The organism is Streptomyces sp. NBC_01635 (genome assembly GCF_045209715.1).
Classification (GTDB): Bacteria; Actinomycetota; Actinomycetes; order Streptomycetales; family Streptomycetaceae; genus Streptomyces; species Streptomyces hirsutus.
Genome location: NZ_CP109277.1, coordinates 7,233,611 through 7,254,878, shown reverse-complemented (window position 1 = coordinate 7,254,878; position 21,268 = coordinate 7,233,611). Strand labels below are relative to the sequence as shown.

Here is a 21,268-nt window from a genome sequence, read left to right as displayed (position 1 = left end):
TGCAGTGTTCCACGCCCCGTAGTATGAGGAAGCGTGTCGTCCTCCTCCCCCGCCTCCCGGCCCGGTGCCACGGCCGAAGCGGTCCCGCTGTCCCTGTGCGCCCGTGAGCCGCACGTCCCCGCGGACCGGCTCGTCGCCGAGATGGTGCCGCCGCCGCGGTTCGACGCGGTCCGCTTCGGCACGTACATACCGGACCCGAACCAGCCCAGCCAGACCGAGGCCGTGCGCGTCCTCGAAGGCTTCGCGGCGGGTCTCGGCGAACCCGGAGCCGGCGGCTCCGGCAAGCGTCGGCTGTTCGGCTTCGGCAAGGCGGCGAAGCCCGCCCCGGCCGGCCCCCGCGGCGTCTACCTCGACGGCGGGTACGGCGTCGGCAAGACCCATCTGCTGGCCTCCCTCTGGCATGCCACCCCGGCCGAGCCCGCGCTCAAGGCGTTCGGCACCTTCGTGGAGCTGACCAACCTGGTCGGCGCCCTCGGCTTCCAGCAGACGGTGCGGACCCTCTCGGGCCACCGGCTCCTGTGCATCGACGAGTTCGAGCTGGACGACCCCGGCGACACCGTGCTCGTCTCCACCCTGCTCGGCAAGCTGGTCGAGGCGGGCGTCGCGCTCGCCGCCACCTCCAACACACTGCCGGGCAAGCTCGGCGAGGGCCGGTTCGCCTCGGCCGACTTCCTGCGCGAGATCCAGGGCCTGTCGGCCCACTTCCGCGCCCTGCGCATCGACGGCGAGGACTACCGTCACCGCGGCCTGCCGAAGGCGCCGCCGCCGTACACCGACGAACTGGTGTCCAAGACGGCGTACGCCACCGAGGGCGCCTCCCTGGACGGCTTCGCGGACCTGCTGGACCACCTCGCGAAGGTGCACCCCAGCCGGTACGGCGCCCTGACCGACGGACTCGCCGCCGTGTGCCTCACCGGTGTCCGGCCGGTACCGGACCAGTCGACGGCGCTGCGTCTCGTCGTCCTCGCCGACCGGCTCTACGACCGCGAGGTGCCCGTGCTCGCCTCGGGGCTGCCGTTCGACCAGCTGTTCAGCGAGGAGATGCTGAAGGGCGGCTACCGCAAGAAGTACTTCCGGGCCATCTCCCGCCTCACCGCCCTGGCCCGGGACGCCGGCCGGCTCACGGGAACCCCGTAGCCGCTTCCTCGCCCGCCGGCTGCATGACCTCACCCATGGCCCCGGCCGGGGCGGCGGGCATATCGTGGCAGGAGTGACCGTAAGCACGTGAAGCAGACCTCTGACGGGAGGTCGTCATGGTCGAAGAGCTGCTCGCCGCGGCCGCCATAACCGGTGCCGCGGGCCTCACCTATCTCGCCGCGGCGGCGCGGGTGGTCAAGCAGTACGAGCGCGGAGTCGTCTTCCGCCTCGGCCGGCTGCAGGGCAAGGCGCGTCCGCCCGGGTTCACGGTGATCGTTCCCTTCGTGGACCGGCTGCACAAGGTGAATCTGCAGATCGTCACGATGCCGGTGCCCGCGCAGGAGGGCATCACCCGGGACAACGTGACGGTGCGGGTGGACGCGGTGGTGTACTTCAAGGTCGTGGACGCGTCCGCGGCGCTGGTCAACGTGGAGGACTACCGGTTCGCGGTCTCCCAGATGGCGCAGACCTCGCTGCGTTCGATCATCGGCAAGAGCGATCTCGACGACCTGCTGTCCAACCGGGAGATGCTGAACCAGGGCCTGGAGCTGATGATCGACAGCCCGGCGGTCGGCTGGGGTGTGCAGATCGACCGCGTCGAGATCAAGGACGTCTCGCTGCCCGACACCATGAAGCGGTCCATGGCCCGCCAGGCGGAGGCCGACCGCGAGCGCCGCGCCCGGGTCATCAACGCCGACGCCGAACTCCAGGCGTCGAAGAAACTGGCCGAGGCGGCGCAGCAGATGGCGGACACGCCCTCGGCGCTGCAACTGCGGTTGCTGCAGACCATCGTGGCGGTCGCGGCCGAGAAGAACTCCACGCTGGTACTGCCCTTCCCCGTCGAACTGCTGCGCTTCCTGGAACGGGCCGCCCAGCCGGCGGCGCAACAGGAACACGCCCTCGAGGAACCCGGACCGCCGGCCGGCCGGGACGGGGACCTCGCCGAAACCGCGGACGGGGACAAGGGCGGGAACCGGCCCCCGGACACCGATCGCCCGGTCCCGGACTTCGGGCGCCTGGCCACGGACACGGGCCTCGGTACGGGCTCCGGCCCCGTGCCCGCACCCACCCCGGCCTCGCCCCGGACGCGTGACGCGTGACGCGTGACCGCCCACGGACAGACGCGTGACACGTGCTCCGCGCGTGGTTCCCGTGACTCACGGCAGGTGATAGACACGGCGGGACCGTAGTTCCTGTCCGCCAGCAGGAAGGTTCCTCCATGTCAGAAACAGGCATGCCGGAAACAGGGTCCGACACCGGATTCCTGCCCTCGACACGACGTCAGCTGCTCGCCCGTTCCGGCGCCCTGGGCATCGGCATCGCGTTCTCCGGCGCCCTCTCCGAGCTGTTCACCCCCGCTGCCGCCGCCGCACAGAACCTCGGCCATCACGGCTACGGCCCGCTCGCCCCCGACCCCGACGGACTCCTCGACCTGCCAAAAGGTTTCCGCTACCGGGTGCTCTCCCGCGAGGGCGACCCCCTGCGCTCCGGAGAGGGTCCCGTCCCCTCCAACCACGACGGCATGGCCGCCTTCGCGGGCGGGCAGGGCCGCGTCCACCTGGTCCGCAACCACGAGAACCGCGCCAACGGCAGAATTCCGGTCCCGGTGGTCAAAAGCCTGACCTACGACCCGGAGGGCAAGGGCGGCTGTACGTCGCTGACCCTGGACTCCCGCGGCCAGGTGCACTCGGAGCGGGTCGCGATCGCCGGTACGGCCGTCAACTGCGCGGGCGGGCCGACTCCTTGGAACACCTGGCTGACCTGCGAGGAGACCGAGGACAAGGCGGGCACCAACGGCTACACCAAGGACCACGGGTTCATTTTCGAGGTCGACGGCGCCGATCCGCGCCGCACGGGCGCCGTGCCGCTGACCGCGATGGGCCGCTTCCAGCACGAGGCGGTCGCGGTCGACCCGAAGCGGGGCGTCGTCTACGAGACGGAGGACGCCTTCGAACGGCCCTTCGGCCTCTTCTACCGGTTCCTGCCCGACAAGCCGCTGGGCGGCACCGGCTCGCTGCGCGCGGGCGGCCGGCTCCAGGCGATGCGGGTGCCCGGGGTGCCGGACCTGTCCTCGGTCCAGGAGACGGGCGCCCGGTTCGACGGCATCGAGTGGGTGGACGTACCGGACCCGCTGGCCGCCGAGACACCCCTTCGCTTCCAGGACTTCGGCACCGGCGGCATCACGCACGCGCAGAAGCTGGAGGGCTGCTACTGGGGCGGGCGGTCGGCGTACTTCGTGTCGTCCTTCGCCCGCAGCGCGGAGGGTTCGGCCGGCGACCACTACGGGCAGATCTGGCGCTACGACCCGGACCGGCGCCGGCTGACGCTGGTGATCGTCTTCGGGCCGGACACCGACGTACGGCTCCCCGGCGAGTCACCGGACAACATCTGCCTCGCCCCCAGCGGCGGCCTGATGGTCTGCGAGGACGGCGGCGGCGCGCAGCACGTCTACGGCGTCACCCGGCACGGCGAGGTGTACGCGCTGGCCCGCAATCGGCAGAACTTAGGAACGCCCGAGAAGCCGGAGTGGGGCGAGTTCGCGGGCGTCGCCTTCTCCCCCGACGGCCGGACGATGTACGTCAACTGCTACTCCCCGGGCACGACGTTCGCGGTCACGGGGCCCTGGCGGCGATGACGGCACGGGGCCGGCCGGGACAGGGTGCCCCGGCCGGCCCCGGCGGTCCGTACACGGCTCAGGCGGCCACCAGCAGGTCGTCCATCTGCCCGATCGACTGCCGCAGCCCCTCGACCATGCCCATCTCGGCCAGCCGCTCCATCTGCTCCCGGGTGTCGAAGACCGAGCGCAGTTCCATCCTGGTCCCGCCCTCGCGCTCGCTGAGGGTCATCCGTACCGAGGTGGTCGGCATCTCGGGGTTTGGTGTGCCGTCCGGGCCGGAGAAGCCGTCGGTGAACTCGAGGGCGGTGGGCGGCGTGACCGTCGCGACCCGCCACCAGCCGCCGAACTTCTCACCCTCCGGACCGGTCATGAAGTACCTGACCTCTCCGCCCGGGGTGAGGTCGTGCTCCTGCACGGTCGCCGGGTAGGTCGGCGGCCCCCACCAGCGCTCCAGCTGCCGCGGGTCGGCCCACAGCTGCCACACCCTCTCGACCGGTGCGGTGAAGTCCGCGATCACGGTGAGGGTCAGCCGGTCGACATCCTTGTCCACGTTCGTGACGGTCATCGGTCCTGTCCTTCCGTCGGTTCCCTGTCGTCGCCGGACCCTGCCGCGGTTCCGGCATCGCTTCCGGCATCGCTTCCGGCGTCGTCCGCCAGCAGACCGGACATCCGGTCCACGCGCGACCGCCAGGCCGTCTCCAGCTCGTCGAGGGCCTGCCGGGCCCTGTCCACCGCGTCGGGGTCGGTCCGCACGAGCTGCTCCCGGCCGCGGCGCTGCTTGGTGACCAGACCGGCCCGCTCCAGCACCGTGACGTGTTTCTGCACCGCGGCGAAGCTCATCGGGTACGCCTCTGCCAGACGTGACACGGACAGCTCACCCCGCACACAACGACGGAGTATGTCGCGGCGCGTCGCGTCGGCCAGGGCGTGGAACAGCCGGTCCACGGCCTCGTCGGTCAATCCATCTACAACCATTTGGTTGTACGTTAACCCCGCCCGCCCCGCGCCGCAAGCGGAGGGCGGGAAAGCGCCGCACCGGGCCTCAGCCACCCGAGTGGCACCACGGCACACTCACCACGAATACGGAGAAACGCCATGACATCACTCATATCTTCATACAGTGATCACATCGGTACGCCGGGCAGCAGTCGTCTGCGCCCTCATCACCGCGCTCGCCGCCTGCGCCGCCTGCGCGGCCCCCCGCCCCGCGCAGCGGCCACGCCCCTCCCCCTCCACCACCCCCGCGACACCGGCCCCGCGCCTGCCCACCCTGGCCCCGGGACCGGCGGGCCTGACCCCGGTCTTCGAGAACGCCCCCCGAAGCACCGGGAAGACCGTCGCCCTCACCTTCGACGCCGACATGACCGCCGACCAGGGTCCGCGTGCGGCGGCGGGCGAACGCTTCGACCACCCCCGGCTGATCGCCACCCTGCGCGCGCTGAAGGTGCCGTCCACCGTGTTCATGACGGGGCGCTGGGCCGAGGAGTACCCGGACCAGGCCCGTTCCATCGGCCGGGACCCGCTCTTCGAGGTCGCCAACCACTCGTACAGCCACTACGCGTTCACGGACGACTGCTACGGCCTGCCGACCGTCGGCCGGGACCGGATACGCGCGGACGTGGAACGGGCGTACACGGCCTTCCGCGAGGTGGGGGTGGCACACCCGATGCCGTACTTCCGCTTCCCCGGCGGCTGCTACGACCGCGAGGCACTGAAGGCACTCGTCCCGGCCGGTGTCACCGCCGTGCAGTGGGACGTGGTCGGCGGTGACGCCTTCGCCACGGACGCCGACGCGGTGGCCCGGCAGGTCCTGGACGGAGTGCGCCCGGGTTCCGTCGTCGTCCTGCACTGCACCCGCAGCGCGGCCCCGGCGACCGAGCGTGCGGTACGGACGATCGTCCCGGAGCTGCGCCGCCGGGACTACCGCTTCGTGAAGGTCTCCGACCTGATCGCGACCGTGCCGACGGCAGCGCTGCCGGGCTGACGGAACCGGGCCCCGGCACTCGGCAGGACGCGGTCCTACGCTGGAGGCATGACCGAGGTCGAGGCCGAGACCGACACGGGGACCGACACCGACTACTGCCTGATCGACGCGACCAGGCCGCCCGAGGCCGAAGGGCCTCCGTACGCGGAGTGCGTGCTGTGCCGGGAGCCCACGGAGCACCCGGAGTCGTACAAGGGGATCACCATGTGTCCGGCGTGCATGGGGGTCCCCCCTGTCCGAGCGAAGTCGAGGACTTGGGGGAGGCAGGAAGCACAGCGCACGGCCTGCCCGGGCTGACGAAAGCGCGGCACGGCTTGGCAGACTGGCGGGGTGAACAGCGATCAGACCCATGACCGGACGCCTGCCGCCGCGAGTCCCTTCCATTCCGAGCCCACCGTCCGCGACGAGGCCCCCCAGTTCGTACTGCCCCTGGTGGCGCGCATCGAGAAGTCGGCGCCCCCGGCCCGCACGGACGCCCTGGAGACGGCGGCCCGCGCGGTGCTGACGGTGCTGGCGGACGAGCGGTCGGCGGGCGAGGGCGAGTGGGCGCAGGCGATGCGCGACTGGCAGGACGCCCGCATCCGCAAGGTGGTCCGCAGGGCCCGCGGCGCGGAGTGGCGCCGCGCGGAGGCCCTGCCCGGCATCACGGTCACCGGCAAGTCGGCGGAGGTCCGCGTCTTCCCGCCCGTCCCGCTGGACGGCTGGCCCAAGGACCTGGCCCGTCTCCAGGTCTCCGGCACCGACCTGGACGACCCTGAACCCCCGCCTCCGGCGGACCCCACGGCCCCCGTCCTCTGGCTGAACCCCGACCTCGGCATGTCGGCCGGCAAAGCGATGGCCCAGGCGGGCCACGCGGCCCAACTGGCGTGGTGGGAGCTGACCGACAAGGACCGCGGCGCCTGGCGCGACGCCGGCTTCCCCCTCTCCGTCCGTCCCGCCGCCCCGTCCCACTGGACCGCCCTGGTCACCAGCGGCCTCCCCCTGGTCCGTGACGCGGGCTTCACGGAAATCGCCCCGGGCTCCAGCACGGTCGTCGCGGACCACCCCGCCCTCCGTTGACGGCCTCCGCCGTAGGCTGAATCCCGCACGCGACGAACAGGAGGCCCAGGTGGCCGGGACGAAGCCGACCGGGACGACGGTGGCCGGGACGACGGTGGCCGAGGTGACGGCCGAACTGGCCGAGCTCGAGGACCCGAAGGCACGCGTGGTGAACGAGAGACACGGTGACGATCACGGTGTGAACCTCGGCAAGCTGCGTGCGCTCGCGAAGCGGCTGAAGACGCAGCAGGAACTCGCCCGCGAGCTCTGGGAGACGGACGACACCGCGGCGAGACTGCTGGCGATCCTGATCTGCCGCCCGAAGGCGTTCGAACGTGACGAGTTGGACGTCATGGTGCGCGGGGCGCGCGCACCCAAGGTGCACGGCTGGCTCGTGAACTACGTGGTGAAGAAGAGCCCGCACGCGGAAGAGCTGCGCCTGACGTGGTCCGCCGATCCGGATCCGGCGGTCGCGAGCGCCGGCTGGGCACTGACCACCGACCGCGTGGCGAAGAAGCCCGAGGGCCTCGACCTCGAAGGACTGCTCGACGTCATCGAGGCGGACATGAGGGACGCCCCGGAACGCCTGCAGTGGGCGATGAACCACTGCCTGGCGCAGATCGGCATCGAACATGCCGAGCACCGCGCTCGTGCCCTCGGCATCGGTGAGCGCCTGGAGGTGCTCAAGGACTACCCCACTTCCCCGGGGTGCACGTCTCCGTACGCGCCCACCTGGATCACCGAGATGGTCCGCCGCCGGCACGACGGGACGGTGGCTTGACCGACGGTCGGCGTTCCTGCGACCACCGGCGGGGCGTTGTGGACGGAGGGCTCGTCCGGCCGTTCCGCACAGGGAGGCCGGTTACTCCTCCAGGGGTGCGGGGCCGGGCCGCAACGGTGTCCCGCCGCGTGTCCTTTCCGGGGGCTCTTCCAGCAGCTCCTGCCCGAAAGCTCAAAAGTTGCTCTGAAGACGGGTGGTCCGGGGTTCGGCCGTGCGGATCGGGGTCATACCCACGGCACGTCCGGCGGGGGCCGGTGGACAAGGGGGACAGTGACATGGAGCGACTCGGGACGGGGATCGGGTGGCGGCCGGAGATCGCCGGGGACGTCGAGCGGATGCCGGGGATCGACTGGGTGGAGGTGGTGGCCGAGAACGTGTGTCCCGGGCATGTCCCCGAGTCGCTGCTGCGGCTGCGCGAACGTGGGGTGACCGTCGTGCCGCACGGGGTTGCGCTCGGGCTCGGCGGGGCCGAGCGGCCGGACGCGGGACGGCTGGAGGCGCTCGCCGAGCGGGCCACGGCGCTCCGGTCGCCGCTGGTCACCGAGCACATCGCGTTCGTGCGGGCGGGTGGGCCGCTCAGCGCCTCCCCTCGGCTCGAGGCCGGTCACCTGCTGCCGGTGCCGCGTACCAGGGACGCGCTCGACGTACTGTGCGAGAACGTCCGGATCGCCCAGGACGCCCTGCCCGTACCGCTCGCCGTGGAGAACATCGCGGCGCTGTTCTCCTGGCCCGGTGAGGAGATGTCCGAGGGCCAGTTCCTGTACGACCTGGCCGACCGCACCGGCGTGCGGTTGCTCATCGACGTGGCCAATCTGCACACCAACCACGTCAACCGCGGTGAGGATCCGGCGAAGGCGCTCGCCGAACTTCCCCTGGAGGCCATCGCGTACGTCCATGTCGCGGGCGGCGTCGAGCGGGGCGGTGTCTGGCACGACAGCCACGCCCACCCCGTGCCCCGGCCGGTACTGGACATCCTCACCGACCTCGCCTCCCGGGTCTCCCCTCCCGGCGTGCTCCTGGAACGGGACGAGAACTTCCCTGAACCGGGCGAGCTGGAGCGGGAGCTGACGGCCATTCGGGAGGCGGTGGAGAAGGGGGCGACCGCACGGAGCACGGCACAGGCGAAGAGCTCCGGAGCCGGCTCCGGCTCCGGCTCCGTATGGGAATCCGGCTCCGGCGAACCCGCGCGGCAGCGGGTCGCGCTCGCCCAGGCGGCGGTGCTGTCCTCGCTGGTCGCCGGGACGCCCGTGCCCGAGGGGTTCGACCGGGTGCGGATGGCCGTGCAGGCGCGGGCGCTCGCCGCGAAGCGGGCGGATGTCGTCGCCAAGGTGGCGCCCGAGCTGCCGGTGATGCTCGGTGAGCGGTATCGGGAGGTCTTCCTCGCCCATGCGCAGAAGCGGCCGATGACCGGAGGTTATCGGCAGGACGCCCTGGACTTCGTCGAGCAGTTGCTGCTCTCCTTTGGACGGCGGGAGCGGCAGGACGAGCAGGTGCCCCTGCGGGAGTTGCGCGAGTGGTGGCTCGAGCGGTCCGGGCCGGTGCCGCGGTCGCGCCGGCCCGCGGTGCGGCTGGCGCGCGCCACGCGGCGGGTGCTGCTGCGGCGTTGAGGACGGGGCACGCGAGCCGGAGCGGGGTCCGTTTCCGGGACCCGGCCGGCCGAACGGAACGTCACGCGCGGACAACACTCCGTCCGGATGATGAACAGGGCATGGTGCTTCCGGGACCGTGTCGTCTACAAACAAGTCATGCTCTGGGTACTCCTCCTGCTCGTCTCCTGGGCCGTCGCCGGCGTCGCCTGCACACGATTGTGCCTGGCCGCCGTCCGCGCTGCGGCCGTCCACGACGTGGGTACGGCCGGGGGCGGGGGACGTGATCTGACGCTGTACGAGACGGCGTTCCTGTCCGGCGGCCCTCGGCGGGTCGCCGACGTCACCCTGGTCGCGATGGCGCGTCAGCGCCGGCTGCTGCTGGCCCGCACCGGCTGGGCGACCGTGGTCGATCCGCTCGGACGGGACGACATGGAGCGGTCGGTGATAGGGGTCATCGGGCCGGAGGGGCAGTCCCTCATCGCCCCGGTGCGGGCCGCCGCGGCGACGACGGACGCGGTGCGCGGCCTCGCCGGCCGGCTGGAGCGGGCCGGGCTGGCCGTGCCCGACGGCACGGCCACGACGATCGTCGACGGCATACGGCGGGTACGGCTCGCCGCGCTGGCCGTGGCCGGACTGGGCGCCGTCGCGCTGCTGCTGCCGGCCGCGTCGTACCTGCCGCGTCATCTGGTCGCCCTGTGGTTCGCCCTGCCGCTGACCCTGACCCTGAGCTGCCTGGTCATCGCGCGGATCGAGGTCCCCCCGTACGCGCTGTGGGCCTCCCCGGCCGGCCGGCGTCTGCTGGGCCCCCTGCCCAGGGCCGGAGCACCCGCCACCGCCGCCGGCGACGAGCGTACGTACCTCACGTCGGTAGCCGTGCACGGCATCCGCGCGGTCGGCGAACCGGATCTGCGGGCGGCCTTCGCACATCGCGAGCACCACCCGGGCCACGCTCCGGGGCACCGTCCGGGCGACGCCTTCGGCCGTCACCGCACGGAGGACGACCCCGGTTCCGGCTCCGGTTTCGGTGGCGCACGGGAGCACTGACGGCGACACCCGCCGACGGTGCCTGCCCTGCCCCGCCCGCCGGACGAAGCGTCCCTCGGGTCGATCGCCCCGGTAGCCGTGCACCGGAGGGAACACGACGAGAACTGCCGTCGTCCACACGGCCGCCGGGTCTCTGCCGCTCACCGCGCCGGCCGTCGCGCCCGGAGCCGCACCGGCGGCTCGCGGGGTCGGCGCCGGTGACCGAGCGGGACACCGGTGCACATGGTGTCGCCGGCGGGTCCAACTCCTGTGGAACGGCCACTTGGAGGCGTATCTGCTCACCGGCCGGGTCCCGGGGCGGCGCGCGTCCTGCGCACCGCCCCGGAACCGGCACCACGGGCGGAGCCGGAGCCGTCCGCGAAGACGGAGCCCCGGCCTGCGGCCTGATCAGGCCGCAGGCTGGGGCTCCGTTGCTCAGGCGAGGCCCGCGACGAGTTCCGCGACGTCCTTGCGGCGGCCCGTGTAGAACGGGATCTCCTCACGGACGTGCATCCGGGCCTCGGAGCCGCGCAGGTGCCGCATGAGGTCGACGATGCGGTACAGCTCGTCGGCCTCGAAGGCGAGGACCCACTCGTAGTCGCCGAGGGAGAACGAGGGAACCGTGTTGGCGCGCACGTCGGGGAAGCCGCGGGCCATCTTGCCGTGGTCGGCGAGCATGCGGCGGCGGTCCTCGTCGGGCAGCAGGTACCAGTCGTAGGAGCGCACGAAGGGGTACACGCTCACGTACGCGCGGGGCTCCTCGTCGGCGAGGAACGCCGGGATGTGCGAGCGGTTGAACTCGGCGGGCCGGTGCAGCGCCATGTTCGACCACACCGGCTCGAGGGCCCGGCCCAGCCTGGTGCGGCGGAAGAGGTTGTACGCCTCCTGGAGCTGGTCGCTGCTCTCGGCGTGCCACCAGATCATCAGGTCGGCGTCGGCGCGCAGACCGGAGACGTCGTACGTGCCGCGCACGGTGACGTCCTTGGCGGCGAGCTGGTCGAACAACTCCTGGACCTCGTCGGCGTACCCGGCGCGGTCCTCGGGCAGCACGTCCTTCAGCTTGAAGACGGACCAGAGGGTGTAGCGGATGACCTCGTTCAGGTCCTTGGCCAGCTTGCCCTTGTTCGGGATCCGGTCGGGTGCGGGGGTGGTGGCGTCGTCGGTCATGTCCCTTATTCTCCTGCTCCTCCGTGGAGGGTTTTCACCGGGTGGCGGTGACGTCCCGCACGACGTGCGGGACGTCACCGTGGATCTGGTCGGCGGCGTCGTACGCGCTCGCGATGCACGCGGGGATGCCGACGCCGTCGTAGGCCGCGCCGCACACGGCCAGCCCCGGGAGGGCGGCGAGGTGCTCGCGGACCCGGGACACGCGCGCGTGGTGGCCGACGGGGTACTGGGGCAGGCCGTCCTGCCAGCGGGTGACGCGGGTGGCGACCGGGGTGGCGTCCAGGCCTGTGGCGGCCTTCAGGTCGTGCCGGGAGACCTCCACGAGGCCGGCGTCGTCACGGCCGAGGATCTCCGTCTCGCCGTGCCGGCCGACGGAGGTGCGCAGGACCGTGAGGTCCGGGTTCTCCTCGTCGATCCAGCCCCATTTGTGCGAGGCGAAGGTGGACGCCTTGATGGTGCGGCCGTCGACCGGCGGCACCAGGAATCCGCTGCCCGCGGGAAGACCGGTCTCCGCGCGGCGGTAGGCGAGCGTGATGAGCGCCATGGAGGCGTACTCGACGCCGGCCAGCTCGGCGGCGGCGCCGGGCGCCTCGGCGCGCAGCAGCCGGGCGGCGGCCGGCGCGGGCACGGCGACGACGACCGCGTCGGCGCGCAGCTCCCGCTCCCCGGTGACGATCCGCCAGCCGCCGGCCGGCTCCCGGCGCAGTTCGGTGACCGGGGTACCGGTGCGGATCTCCCCGCCGCGGGCCCGCACCGACTCGGCGACGGCGAGCGGAAGGGTGCCCACGCCGCCCTCGATGCCCATGAACACCGGTCCGGTCTGCTGCGCGGTGGCGGCCCTGGCCTGGATCTCGCGGACGCCCTCGGTCAGGGAGGTGTGCGTCCGCGCGGCCTGGAACAGCTGGGGGACGGCGGAGCGCATCGAGATGCGGTACGCGTCGCCCGCGTACACCCCGCCCAGCAGGGGCTCGACCAGCCGGTCGACGACCTCGCGGCCGAGCCGGGCCGCCACGTACGCGCCGACGGCGACGTCGTCGCCGACCTCGGTGCGGGGCAGCTCGGCGTCCTGTCCGATCCGGGCGAGGCCCTCGTCGGAGAGCACCCCGGCCAGGGCGGCGGCGGTGCCGGGGACGCCCATGACGTGGCCCTTGGGCATGGGGCGCAGGGCGTCGCGGGTCCACAGCGACGCGGTCGCGGTGGCCGGAGGCCGGAGCCGGTCGGTGAGGCCCACCTCACGGGCGAGGGCCACCGCCTCCGGGCGGCGGGCCAGCATCGACTCGGCGCCCAGATCCACGCGCGCGCCCGCGATCTCGCCGGGCAGCAGCTTGCCGCCGACCCGCTCCGAGGCCTCCAGCACGGTCACCCGTGCCCCGCGCCCGAGCAGCCGGTGCGCGGCGGCCAGCCCGGCGATGCCGGCTCCCACGACGACGACCCGCTGCTCCGCACCCGTGTGTGATCCGCTCATGGCTCCACCCTCTCAGATGCCGCCGGCAACCCCACCAGGGCCGTACGGCCCTCCCGAGTCCCTACCGTGACCGCTTCGGGACCGTTCCGCGTCATCGTTCCACCGCCCTCCGGCGTCGAAGGAACGTCAGTGGTCACGAACCCGGGGGGAACCCACATGCGCACACGACGATCCGCACGGCCGGCACACGCCATGACGGGCCTGCTGCTGGCCGCCGCCCTCGCCCTGGCCGGATGCAGCGGCGCGAGCTCCGACTCCGGCGGGTCCGACGACAAGGCCGCCCTCTCGCAGGCCGACGCCCGGGCGGACGCCGGGGCAGGGGCGAAGGAAGGAGCGGCGCGGGAAGGGGCCCCCGGCAGCTCGGCGGACGGCTCGGCGGGCGGCTCGGCCGCGACGGCGCCGCCCGCGGCCAGAAGCACCGCCACGAGCCACATCATCCGCACCGCCTCCCTGACCGTCCGGGTGAAGGACGCGCCGACGGCACTGGCCGAGGCGCGCACGACCACCGAGAACGCGGGCGGCTACGTCGGCGACGAGACCACCCGCCAGGACGAGGAGGGGCACAAGCTCACACGCGTGGTGCTGCGCGTCCCCGCCGAGAAGTACGACAAAGTCCTCGCGGACCTCGAGGGCTCCGGCAAACTCGTCGCACGCAGCGCGAAGGCGGAGGACGTCACCGACCAGGTCGTCGACGTCGAGAGCCGGATCAAGACGCAGCGCGCCAGCGTGGTCCGGATCCGCGAGCTGATGGACCAGGCCACCCGGCTCAGTGACGTGGTCACCCTGGAGGGCGAGCTCAGCACCCGTCAGGCCGACCTGGAGGCGCTGCTCGCCCGGCAGGCGTCCCTGAAGGACCGCACCAGCCTGGCCACCATCACCCTGACCCTGTCCGAGACGGAGGTGAAGCAGAGCGCCGAGGACGACGACCCCGGGTTCCTGGACGCGCTCGCGGGCGGCTGGGACGCGTTCGTGACCATGCTGCGCTGGCTCGCGGTGGCGATCGGCGCGGCGCTGCCGTTCGCGGCCCTGGCGGCCCTGCTCGCACTGCTGTGGCTGAAGGCCGTACGCCCCAGGCTGTCCCCCCGTACGCGGCCCGCTCCCGCTTCCCCTCCCGTTCCCGCTTCCTCGTCCGTCCCCGCGTCCCGGCCCTCGTCCGCGCGTACGCCGGCCCGGACCCCGGACGAGACCCCGGAGCCGGATGTGAAGTGACCGGCCCCCGTAGCGTGGTCGTATGACCACGAGCACAGGGACGAGCACGGGTACGGGTACAGGCACGGGAACGGGTACGGGCAGCGGCGCAGGTCCGGCCGCGAAGGGCCCGGAACGCCTGGTGGTGATCGGCGGCGACGCCGCGGGGATGTCCGCGGCGTCGCAGGCGCGCCGGCTGAAGGGGCCGGACGAGCTGGAGATCGTGGCGTTCGAGCGCGGACGCTTCACGTCCTTCTCGGCCTGCGGCATCCCCTACTGGGTGGCCGGGGACGTCGCCGAACGCGACAAGCTGATCGCCCGCACACCCGAGGAGCACCGCGCGCGCCACATCGACCTGCGGATGCGCACCGAGGTGACGGAGATCGACCCCGGCCGGGGGCGGGTGCGTGCGCGGGACCTCGATTCCGGCGCCGAGTCCTGGACGTCGTACGACAAGCTCGTGATCGCGACCGGCGCGCGGCCGGTCCGCCCGGAGCTGCCCGGCATGGACGCCCCCGGTGTGCACGGGGTGCAGACCCTGGACGACGGCCAGGCCCTGCTCGACACCCTGGAGCGCACGACCGGCCGCCGCGCGGTGGTCGTCGGCGCGGGGTACATCGGCGTGGAGATGGCCGAGGCGATGATCAAACGCGGCTACGAGGTGACCGTCGTCAACCGCGGCCGGGAGCCCATGGCGACCCTCGACCCCGACATGGGACGTCTGGTGCACAGGGCGATGGAGGGCCTGGGCATCACCATGGTGAACGACACCGAGGTCACCGGACTGCTCACCGGGGACGACGGCAGGGTGCGGGCCGTGGCCACCGCGGACGCCGAGTATCCGGCGGACGTGGTGGTGCTCGGCATCGGGGTCCGGCCGGAGACGGGCCTGGCGCGGGCGGCGGGGCTGCCCCTGGGGGAGCACGGCGGCCTGCTCACCGACCGGTCGATGCGGGTCCGCGGGTACGGGAACATCTGGGCCGGCGGCGACTGCGTGGAGGTGCTCGACCTGATCTCCGGCCAGGAGCGGCACATCGCGCTCGGCACGCACGCCAACAAGCACGGCCAGATCATCGGCGCGAACGTCGGCGGCGACTACGCCACCTTCCCGGGCGTGGTCGGTACCGCGGTCAGCAAGGTCTGCGACCTGGAGATCGCGCGCACCGGTCTGCGGGAGAAGGACGCCCACCGCGCGGGGCTGCGGTTCGAGACGGTCACCATCGAGTCGACCAGCCGCGCGGGCTACTACCCGAACGCCTCCCCCATGACGGTGAAGATGCTCGCCGAACTGCGCACGGGCCGCCTGCTCGGGGTCCAGATCGTCGGCCGGGAGGGCGCGGGCAAACGCGTCGACATCGCGGCGGTCGCCCTCACCGCGGGGATGACGGTGGAGCAGATGACGATGCTGGACCTGGGCTACGCCCCGCCGTTCTCCCCCACCTGGGACCCGGTCCTGGTGGCGGCCCGCAAGGCCACCACGAAGATCCGCGCCACGGCGGGACTGCCGTCGCCGCGTACGTCCTGACAGCCGTCCGGTCTACGCGGTCCCGTTGATCCGTTCGATCGCCTGCCGCGCCTGCTCCGCCGGAGGCCGCGCATGGTCCGTCGCGGGCCGGGGCGGCAGGGACGACACGGAGGCACTGGTGCCGCCGGTACCGACGGAGGCACTGGTGCCGGCGGAGACACTGGTGCCGCCGGTGCCGGCGAGACCGGCCGCCCCGGTACCTCCCGCGCTCACGGCAGCCGGCGGTTGCTCCCCCGTCGGCTTCGCGTGCGCGGCGGTGGCCCGCGCCGAGCGCAGGCGGTGGCTCACCGCCTCGTCCAGCGTCACCGGCCGCTGCATCCGGGAAGCGAGCCGCCCCGCCTCCTGGCCGAGCCGGGCGACGTCCTCCCAGGAGAGGCGCACCACGAGCGTGAGTTCCGCCTCTCCGTCGGGCAGCGCCTGCATCGCAGTGGTCACTCGGTCGTTCATGGCCCGTTCCTCACGTCGGCCCCGCGGCCCCTTCCCCGCGCCGCAGGCAGTTGGGAAGGGATACGCGGGGCCGGACGGCGGTGTTCAGCGGAGCGGCGGATTCACCGGCGGCGGCAAGGGCACAAGTGGGACGTGGTCATCCCCGTTCATGACGTGAATCCGGCACGGCGCACCCCGTGGGTCACCTACGCGCTGCTCGCCGCGAACTTCGTCGTCTTCGTGTTCTTCACGCCCGGTGTCGTCGGCTCGCTGACGGGCAGCGGGAGCAGTCTCGCGGAGCTGTGCGATCTCCAGGCGTTCCTGGACCGGTACGCGGCCGTGCCGCAGGAACTGGTCCACCACCGGATGCCGCGCCTGGTGCCCACGGGCGAGACGGGGGTGGGCCCGCAGGGGCCGGGATGCGTGGCGGGACCGCCCGCCTACGACAAGTCGCCCGAGCTGAGCGTGTTCACGGCGATGTTCCTGCACGGCGGCTGGCTGCACCTGCTGGGCAACATGCTCTTCCTGTGGATCTTCGGCAACAACGTCGAGGACCGGATGGGGCACGTGCGGTACCTGCTGTTCTACCTCGTCTGCGGGTACGCGGCTGCATACGGATTCGCACTCACGAACCCCGACGCCACCACTCCCCTGATCGGCGCCTCGGGAGCCGTCGCCGGCGTCCTCGGCGCCTACCTGGTGCTCTACCCGAAGGCACGCGTCTGGGTCCTCGTCCCCTTCCTGATCTTCCTGCCGCTGCGCCTGCCCGCCTGGATCGTCCTGGGCTTGTGGTTCGTCCTGCAGGCGGTGTACTCGTCGGGCGGGGGCGTCACCGGCGCCGGAACGGTGGCGTACGTGGCCCACGTGGTCGGTTTCGTCGTCGGCATGTTGATCGCCTGGCCCCTCAAACCGGGCACTCCCCCACCGCCCGAACCGGGTGGCGTCCTTTTCGGACGGCAGACCCGAGGGGACTGGTAGGGCCGCACGCCCGGGGCCGGGCAGCACAAGGAGACCCGGAACCGCTTTGCATAAGAGACGTTTGCATTTCCGGGTCGGCCGACGATTGTTGAATGATTCAATCACCTGCATGCTTTGCCAAATTTTTGAGCCTCTGGCAGGACTCATGCTGACCCATTGCTGACTTTCCTGACGTCCCGTCAGGCAGGAAGCGCCCCACAGGGATCACGCCGAGCCCATCCATCACGGCTCGGAGTGGAGGCCCCCAGGGGCTCACAGCCGAGTCCGACAGGGCCCCCAAGCGCCCCCGTCGAAGGTGCCGCATCACGAGGCGGCGCGGAACATAGCCGGAGTTCCCCGGTTAGCCAAACCGGCGATACTCCGCATCATTCTCCTACCTCGACCAGGCCGGTCATCCGTCTTGGCGAATGTTCCTCGGGCCCCGATGAGTACCTCACCGAATGGAGAAGAGATGCCGATGCACACGAGACGGAACCGCTCCGAGAAGACCCCTCGGCCTCATTCTGCTGGGGGCAGCAGCTCCACTGTGGAGCCCATACTCATGGATACTTCCGAGCTCGCAGCCATGATCAACATGTCCGAGAGCTGGGTATACAGAGAAGCCCGAAAGCTGGGGCTCAAGGGCTACAAGCTTGGGCGGGGCAGAAATGCGAAGGTCCAGTACAAGAGGTCCGATGTCTTCAGATGGCTGGAACAGCAAAAGCTGCACTGACGTACTGGCAGTCACCGGCACGAGCCGACCAGGCCCCGACCTATATGAGGACCTGGAACGCTGCTGCCGCGGGGCACAACCTATGTGGTCCTCGACAGCAAGCCGATCGAGTCGGACCGGGTCGTCGCCGTGCGCGAGAACGGCAGCGACCGGTGGTTCAGCCCGGCGGGAATGTGTAGTTCCCGGCCGCCCCCGACAGCGCGCCACTGTGGGGCTCCGAGGCCGAGCCCGGCAGCGTCCCCGACATCAGCCCGCATTCACGTCCTCCCGGCCCTGTACCAGGCGGCCGCCGACGACCTGCCCACCCTCGCGGACAAGGGCTGCCTCGGCGCCTGAATCGGCATCCGCGTCCCGGTCCGACGCCCGAAGAGCCGCTTCGAGCAGCCCTGCACGCCGACACCCGCACCACCAACACCCTGCATGGCACCACCGGCCGTTGGAAACCCGCCACCCGCCGCCGTAGCCGCCTCCGCGGGCGTGGCAGGAGAAAAGTTCCTGGTCGTCCCCGTGACACAGCCAGGGGGCTTCGCGAAGACATGAAGGCCCAGAGCTATCTGGACAAGGTGATCGAGCTGTTGAGTCAAGAGGAAGACGCCACCATCAAGGCGCATCTGCGAGCTGCGTTGGTCCTGAAGCTCTCCGCCGCCAAGTTGCCCGAACTGGACGGCGTGCTGAAGTCGGTCGACCCTGTGTCGGTGCCCGGCGCCAACGGGGCACTGTCGCAGCAGCAGTCGGAGAGTCCCGCGTCATGACCTCCGAGGGCGGTTCTTCAGGTACCAATCGAGGAAGCGCTCGCTGACGCCCTTGCCCTCGCCGAAGTCCTCCTTGAGGACCCGCCACATGTACGCGCTGTCGTGTCCGGACGCGAAAGTGCTGTCCTCACCGATCTCGGTGTCGCAGCCGCAGAGGCAGAGGTTAGGACCAGCGGTGCTCATCATGGCCTCCTGGGCTTTCACGAGAGGACGGGATCCGCATTCTCTCGTGCTCAGGCGGCGATCTGGAAGCTCCGCCGGGGAGCGGGGCCTGGGTGGCCTTCTCGGCCCTCTGAACGTCGAGGCGACGGGAGAGCCATCAGGCGTTGACGGGCGTCAGCTGAAGCTCACAGCTAGATCACGACCGAGGTTCATGTGTAGATCACATGTATGTCTCGTGGTTAACCTGTGCCGCCCGACTCCTTGCGCACGACGTAGTTGCCGGTCAGGGCTCCAAGGAGGCTGTCGTGGAGTACCACCAGCACGTGCCCCAGTACCCGACGGTCCCTCCGTCGCTGCCCAGGCCGAAACGGCCTTGGTGGAGCCACCCGGTGGCCTTGGTGGGAGGCGTCGTTGCTTTCGCTGTCGTCTTGTTCCTTCTGGGCTTCATCTCCGGCAGCAGCAGCTTCACGTCCAGCAGCAGCGGAGAGCCGGACCGTCTTTCCCCTGCTGAGCAGGGGAAAGCTGACGCCCAAGCGATGTATCAAAACCACCTTGAGGGTGGGGACGTGTCGATTATCGGTGGCTCGCCGGATCTCCCCTGCGATGTGGCGGAGAAGGGAATGGGGTTCATCCTCTTCTACTCCGCTGAACAGAGCCAGGAGTACTTGGCTGCCTGCAAGCAGGAATATGTGGCTCTCGGTTACCAGCACCTGGCTGGATGAGCTGCAAGGACCGCAACCACCTGTGAGTCAGCGCTTGACGCCCCGCTGGACGAGCGGGGCGTCAGGCTCAGCGTCGTGATTCGTTGTAGTGGGCCTGGGCGGTCTCCTAGGCTTCCTCGAAGTCCCGCCCTCGTTCAGGCAGCGCTCGTATGCTCACCGGATGCGTATCTCGATCGGGGTGGGGCCCGTCAGGGTGTCAGGACGTCTGGGCGGCAGCCGCAGGAGGCGCAGGCTGACCCCTCAGCAGATCCGGAGACGGAATGCCCGTCTCGAATGGCTGGGACGGGTGTTGAGACTCAATCGCCAGGAGTCGCGGAAGCCCGCTGCTCCTCTCGACCCCGCCATGGTCGCCACGACGACGTACACGGTGTGGGTTACGCCCACGCGGGACGGCTGGGACCTGAAGATGGATAGCGGCGGTCGTGCGACGTGCAGGCACCTCGGCGAGGTCGAAGACATCGCGCGTGAACGGATCGTCTTCTACACCGGGATGCCGCCGGAGCGCATCCTCCTGGATGTGAAGCGGGCCTGATCAGAAGGTCGCCAGGTGCTCAAGTGCAGAACAGTTGAGCCGTTCGTGTAGAAACCATGGATGCCTGGTGGTTAGCCTTTGCCGCCCGACTCTCCGTGCGCGATGTGGCTGCCGGTCAGGGCTTGAGGAGCTTGCGGTGGAGAACACGTCGCCACTTCCCCCGAACGTCCCTCCGCGGCCGTCCAGCGCTCCGGCGACGGCTGGCCCGACAGGGGAGCCGTACGGCTGGCGGGACGAGTATGAGGTCGATCCGGAGTCCCAGCGCATCCTGGCGGCGATGGAGAGCCCTTGGTGGAAGCGGCCGTTGACCTTGTGGGGCAGCGTTGTCGCCGTTGCCGTGGGTTCGTTCTTCCTAGGCGGTGCGGTCCTGGGAACGGGTGACAGCTCGGACCCCTCTTCGCCCAGCCCGTGGGTGCAGGATCAGATGGACGACCAGTCGCAGGAAGGCCAGCAGCAGGACGATCAACCTGCCGGGCTGTCCTACCAGGAGAAGCAGCAGATCCTGTTCAAGTTCTGCACCTCGTCGCAGATGCGCGGAGGGCCTGGGGATAGTTCGGCGTTCCCGACCTGCATGGGGAGCTATCACGTGACGGACCAGGGCATGGTCATGCCGAAGTAGCCGGCTTGGGGTCAGGCGGCAGGAACCAGCACGCGCTTGGCCTTAGCCCGGGTGGCCTTCTCGGCCCTCGCGACGTCGAGATGGCGGAAGAGCTTCTGGCCCCGGTGATCGAGGCCTTCGACTTTCAGGTGGCCTCGGCGGACCCACGAGTAGATCGTCACGACGCTGACGCCAGTCAGCTCCGCGGCCTCTCGGGTCGTCAGCCAGATTTCGTCCTCCACTGAAGCCCTCCCGACATGCGAAAGGCCCCGGTCCGCCAATGGCGTCGGGGCCTGCACGAGGACGTACGTGTCCTGATGTGTTCGATTATACGGTCGTTCGTTAGGGAAAGCAAGTACTTTGTCTGGTGGGCGTCATGATGGGTCTGCACGGGGGCGTCGGCGTCGCTCCAGGTGGGCGCGCAGATATCTCTGGGGAAGAGGTTCACGGCGCAGTACGAAGCCCATAGCGTGGCGGATGTCGATCAACAGAGGGCTGGCGTCCGAGGGGCTGGGCACGCCTCTCCTGTTGTAGAGGACGAACAGCTCAGCGTTGACGGGCGCCATGAACGTGCGTACATCCTCGTCCGAGAACCGGAGGGACTGCTCCTCAACGCCCCGGCACTTCTGCTGAAGCTCAGCGCTCCAGCCCTCCTCCGTGGGATCTCTCACCTCCAGGAGGTCTTCCACCTCGAAGCTCAGCCGGATGATCTCGTTGGCCGCGCTTTCGGCGAGGCCGAGCCGGTAGGCCCGCTCAGCGGCATGAGTTGCCTTCCGCTGCTGCCAGATCACGGCCCCCGTGGAGACCCCCGCACCCACCACAGCACCCGCGAGACCCATCAGCCCTGCCAACGTCTCTGCCTGCATGGCGAT

The 21,268-nt window shown here is 71.0% G+C and carries 24 protein-coding genes and 2 pseudogenes; 18 read left to right on the top strand and 8 right to left on the bottom strand.

All coding sequences use genetic code 11. From position 1 onward, the window contains the following. The first annotated feature begins 33 nt into the window (after positions 1–33). From zapE to OHB56_RS33730, 3 genes are all read left to right on the top strand, one after another. Positions 34–1,137 carry a cell division protein ZapE gene (gene zapE / locus OHB56_RS33740; protein ID WP_406357470.1) on the top strand — a complete coding sequence of 368 codons (1,104 nt, stop codon included), beginning with the start codon at positions 34–36 and terminating at the stop codon, positions 1,135–1,137. Positions 1,138–1,253: 116 nt separating this feature from the next. Then, positions 1,254–2,237, top strand: a complete 984-nt coding sequence (locus OHB56_RS33735) for a slipin family protein (RefSeq protein ID WP_406357468.1) — start codon at positions 1,254–1,256, stop codon at positions 2,235–2,237. A gap of 134 nt (positions 2,238–2,371) precedes the next feature. Continuing rightward, positions 2,372–3,772, top strand: a complete 1,401-nt coding sequence (locus tag OHB56_RS33730; protein WP_406359268.1) for an alkaline phosphatase PhoX — start codon at positions 2,372–2,374, stop codon at positions 3,770–3,772. 58 nt (positions 3,773–3,830) lie between these two features. On the opposite strand, the gene OHB56_RS33725 is transcribed toward OHB56_RS33730, so the two are convergent. Both OHB56_RS33725 and OHB56_RS33720 read right to left on the bottom strand, forming a co-directional pair. After that, positions 3,831–4,319, bottom strand: coding sequence for an SRPBCC domain-containing protein (locus OHB56_RS33725; RefSeq protein ID WP_406357466.1), 489 nt, complete (start codon positions 4,317–4,319; stop codon positions 3,831–3,833). Then, a complete protein-coding gene (locus OHB56_RS33720; RefSeq protein WP_406357464.1) occupies positions 4,316–4,729 on the bottom strand; it encodes an ArsR/SmtB family transcription factor in 414 nt (137 codons plus the stop codon). Before OHB56_RS33720 ends, OHB56_RS33725 begins: the two co-directional genes overlap by 4 nt. A 145-nt stretch (positions 4,730–4,874) precedes the next feature. Here OHB56_RS33720 and OHB56_RS33715 point away from each other — a divergent pair, with 145 nt between their 5' ends. The 7 genes and pseudogenes from OHB56_RS33715 to OHB56_RS33685 all read left to right on the top strand — a co-directional run. Next, on the top strand, positions 4,875–5,738 hold the full coding sequence (locus OHB56_RS33715) for a polysaccharide deacetylase family protein (protein WP_406357462.1): 864 nt from the start codon (positions 4,875–4,877) through the stop codon (positions 5,736–5,738). A gap of 48 nt (positions 5,739–5,786) precedes the next feature. Beyond that, complete coding sequence (locus tag OHB56_RS33710) at positions 5,787–6,035, top strand: hypothetical protein (RefSeq protein WP_326755505.1); 249 nt, start codon at positions 5,787–5,789, stop codon at positions 6,033–6,035. Positions 6,036–6,068: 33 nt separating this feature from the next. Further along, a complete protein-coding gene (locus OHB56_RS33705) occupies positions 6,069–6,797 on the top strand; it encodes an aminoacyl-tRNA hydrolase (RefSeq protein ID WP_326755504.1) in 729 nt (242 codons plus the stop codon). 49 nt (positions 6,798–6,846) lie between these two features. Further along, positions 6,847–7,557: a DNA alkylation repair protein gene (locus OHB56_RS33700; RefSeq protein WP_406357460.1), complete on the top strand. Its 711-nt coding sequence runs from the start codon at positions 6,847–6,849 to the stop codon at positions 7,555–7,557. Between the two features lie 275 nt (positions 7,558–7,832). Next, positions 7,833–9,164, top strand: a complete 1,332-nt coding sequence (locus OHB56_RS33695) for a DUF692 domain-containing protein (protein ID WP_326755502.1) — start codon at positions 7,833–7,835, stop codon at positions 9,162–9,164. Between the two features lie 138 nt (positions 9,165–9,302). Next, a complete protein-coding gene (locus OHB56_RS33690) occupies positions 9,303–10,190 on the top strand; it encodes a TIGR04222 domain-containing membrane protein (protein WP_326755501.1) in 888 nt (295 codons plus the stop codon). A gap of 164 nt (positions 10,191–10,354) precedes the next feature. After that, positions 10,355–10,577 (top strand): annotated as a pseudogene (locus OHB56_RS33685) (alpha/beta hydrolase); the annotation flags it as partial. Positions 10,578–10,604: 27 nt separating this feature from the next. On the opposite strand, the gene hemQ reads toward OHB56_RS33685, so the two are convergent. Continuing rightward, the gene (gene hemQ / locus OHB56_RS33680; protein WP_326755500.1) at positions 10,605–11,336 is read right to left on the bottom strand and encodes a hydrogen peroxide-dependent heme synthase; all 732 of its coding nucleotides are present in this window, start codon (positions 11,334–11,336) and stop codon (positions 10,605–10,607) included. A 5-nt stretch (positions 11,337–11,341) separates the two neighbouring features. Next, positions 11,342–12,801, bottom strand: a pseudogene (gene hemG, locus OHB56_RS33675) (protoporphyrinogen oxidase). A 156-nt stretch (positions 12,802–12,957) separates the two neighbouring features. Between hemG and OHB56_RS33670 the strand changes: the two are divergent. Further along, positions 12,958–14,010 (top strand): DUF4349 domain-containing protein, encoded by a 1,053-nt coding sequence (locus OHB56_RS33670; RefSeq protein WP_326755499.1) that lies wholly within the window; start codon positions 12,958–12,960, stop codon positions 14,008–14,010. Positions 14,011–14,032: 22 nt separating this feature from the next. Next, positions 14,033–15,514, top strand: coding sequence for an FAD-dependent oxidoreductase (locus OHB56_RS33665; RefSeq protein WP_326755498.1), 1,482 nt, complete (start codon positions 14,033–14,035; stop codon positions 15,512–15,514). Between the two features lie 12 nt (positions 15,515–15,526). Here OHB56_RS33665 and OHB56_RS33660 read toward each other — a convergent pair whose 3' ends face one another. Further along, entirely contained in the window at positions 15,527–15,961 is a 435-nt protein-coding gene (locus OHB56_RS33660; RefSeq protein WP_326755497.1) for a hypothetical protein, read from the bottom strand. A 132-nt stretch (positions 15,962–16,093) separates the two neighbouring features. On the opposite strand from OHB56_RS33660, the gene OHB56_RS33655 reads away from it, so the two are divergent. The 3 genes from OHB56_RS33655 (at position 16,094) to OHB56_RS33645 (ending at position 18,382) form a co-directional block, all read left to right on the top strand. Next, on the top strand, positions 16,094–16,918 hold the full coding sequence (locus tag OHB56_RS33655) for a rhomboid family intramembrane serine protease (RefSeq protein WP_406357457.1): 825 nt from the start codon (positions 16,094–16,096) through the stop codon (positions 16,916–16,918). A 424-nt stretch (positions 16,919–17,342) separates the two neighbouring features. Further along, positions 17,343–17,630, top strand: coding sequence for a helix-turn-helix domain-containing protein (locus OHB56_RS33650; protein ID WP_406357455.1), 288 nt, complete (start codon positions 17,343–17,345; stop codon positions 17,628–17,630). Positions 17,631–18,166: 536 nt separating this feature from the next. Next, a complete protein-coding gene (locus OHB56_RS33645) occupies positions 18,167–18,382 on the top strand; it encodes a hypothetical protein (protein WP_406357453.1) in 216 nt (71 codons plus the stop codon). Here OHB56_RS33645 and OHB56_RS33640 read toward each other — a convergent pair. Beyond that, positions 18,377–18,568 carry a hypothetical protein gene (locus OHB56_RS33640; RefSeq protein WP_406357451.1) on the bottom strand — a complete coding sequence of 64 codons (192 nt, stop codon included), beginning with the start codon at positions 18,566–18,568 and terminating at the stop codon, positions 18,377–18,379. The two genes, OHB56_RS33645 and OHB56_RS33640, sit on opposite strands and share 6 nt — an antisense overlap. Before the next feature lie 281 nt (positions 18,569–18,849). On the opposite strand from OHB56_RS33640, the gene OHB56_RS33635 reads away from it, so the two are divergent. From OHB56_RS33635 to OHB56_RS33625, 3 genes are all read left to right on the top strand, one after another. After that, the gene (locus OHB56_RS33635) at positions 18,850–19,266 is read left to right on the top strand and encodes a hypothetical protein (RefSeq protein WP_406357449.1); all 417 of its coding nucleotides are present in this window, start codon (positions 18,850–18,852) and stop codon (positions 19,264–19,266) included. A 343-nt stretch (positions 19,267–19,609) separates the two neighbouring features. Beyond that, a complete protein-coding gene (locus OHB56_RS33630; protein WP_406357447.1) occupies positions 19,610–19,798 on the top strand; it encodes a hypothetical protein in 189 nt (62 codons plus the stop codon). Positions 19,799–19,934: 136 nt separating this feature from the next. Then, positions 19,935–20,417, top strand: coding sequence for a hypothetical protein (locus OHB56_RS33625; RefSeq protein WP_406357446.1), 483 nt, complete (start codon positions 19,935–19,937; stop codon positions 20,415–20,417). Positions 20,418–20,428: 11 nt separating this feature from the next. On the opposite strand, the gene OHB56_RS33620 is transcribed toward OHB56_RS33625, so the two are convergent. After that, a complete protein-coding gene (locus tag OHB56_RS33620; protein ID WP_406357444.1) occupies positions 20,429–20,638 on the bottom strand; it encodes a helix-turn-helix domain-containing protein in 210 nt (69 codons plus the stop codon). Positions 20,639–20,770: 132 nt separating this feature from the next. Further along, positions 20,771–21,262: a hypothetical protein gene (locus OHB56_RS33615; protein ID WP_406357442.1), complete on the bottom strand. Its 492-nt coding sequence runs from the start codon at positions 21,260–21,262 to the stop codon at positions 20,771–20,773. Between the last annotated feature and the right edge of the window lie 6 nt (positions 21,263–21,268).